The sequence below is a fragment of the Aeromicrobium sp. 9AM genome (assembly GCF_902506105.1).
Classification (GTDB): domain Bacteria; phylum Actinomycetota; class Actinomycetes; order Propionibacteriales; family Nocardioidaceae; genus Aeromicrobium.
Window position 1 is genome coordinate 1 of record NZ_LR733306.1, and the last position, 1,089, is coordinate 1,089.

Genomic DNA, 1,089 nt, shown 5'->3' on the forward strand with positions numbered 1-1,089 from the left:
TGTACCCGGTCAGGACGTTGGTAGCGGGAATGGCTTGACGTGAACGAGAACCTCCGGGTGGGGTGTGGCTTGTCGAAGGCCCACATCCACCACGGAGGTTCTCGTGTCCCACGGTAATGCTCGCACCACATTTCATGGCCGGCTGCTGATCGTTCAGCGTGATCAGGCGGGTTGGCCCCAAGCTCACATTGCAGCGGCGATGGGCGTCTCGCGCAAATGTGTGAAGACGTGGATCGACAGGTTCGCTGACGAAGGCATCGTCGGGCTGCGCGACCGCTCCTCACGTCCGCATTCGATGCCGACGCGGACCAGCGCTGATGTTGAGGCACGGGTGTTGCAGATGCGGCGCCGTGAACGGATCGGCCGTGATCAGATCGCCCACGAGCTGGGTGTTCCGCCACGCACGGTGTCCCGGATCCTGGCCCGTCACCGGGTGCCGCATCTGACCGACTGCGATCCGATGACCGGTGAGGTGATCCGGGCATCGAGGGCCACGACGGTCCGCTATGAGAAGTCCCGGCCAGGCGAACTTGTCCACATGGACGTCAAGAAGCTCGGCAAGATCCCCGCCGGCGGCGGCTGGCGCGGGCGAGGGCAGACCGCGTCAAATCATCAGGGCCGGCTCGACAAGACACGAGTCGGCTACGACTACGTCCACTCGCTGGTCGACGACCACTCGCGGTTGGCCTACTCAGAAATCCTGCCTGATGAGAAGGGCCCGACCTGCGCGGCGTTCCTGGCCCGGGCGGCCGCCTACTTCGCCGCTCACGGCATCACCCGGATCGAACGAGTGATGACTGACAACGCCTGGGCCTACAAATGGTCGCTACGCGAGATCTGCGCCGAACTCGGCGCCCGACAGGTGTTCATCCGACCACACTGCCCCTGGCAGAACGGCAAGGTCGAACGCCTCAACCGCACCCTGCAAACCGAATGGGCATACCGCCAAGTCTTCACCAGCAACGACCAGCGAGCCGAAGCCCTTGCGCCCTGGCTCGAGAACTACAACACTCGGCGACGCCACAGCGCACTCGGAGGACTCCCACCCATCAGCCGACTGCTACCAACCTGATGGCCGAGTACACCTAG

Annotated in this window: 1 protein-coding gene; it reads left to right on the top strand. The window is 64.2% G+C overall.

All coding sequences use genetic code 11. From position 1 onward, the window contains the following. Positions 1-103: 103 nt before the first annotated feature. Positions 104-1,072 (top strand): IS481 family transposase, encoded by a 969-nt coding sequence (locus BOSE46_RS21290; protein ID WP_159543085.1) that lies wholly within the window; start codon positions 104-106, stop codon positions 1,070-1,072. Positions 1,073-1,089 lie beyond the last annotated feature (17 nt).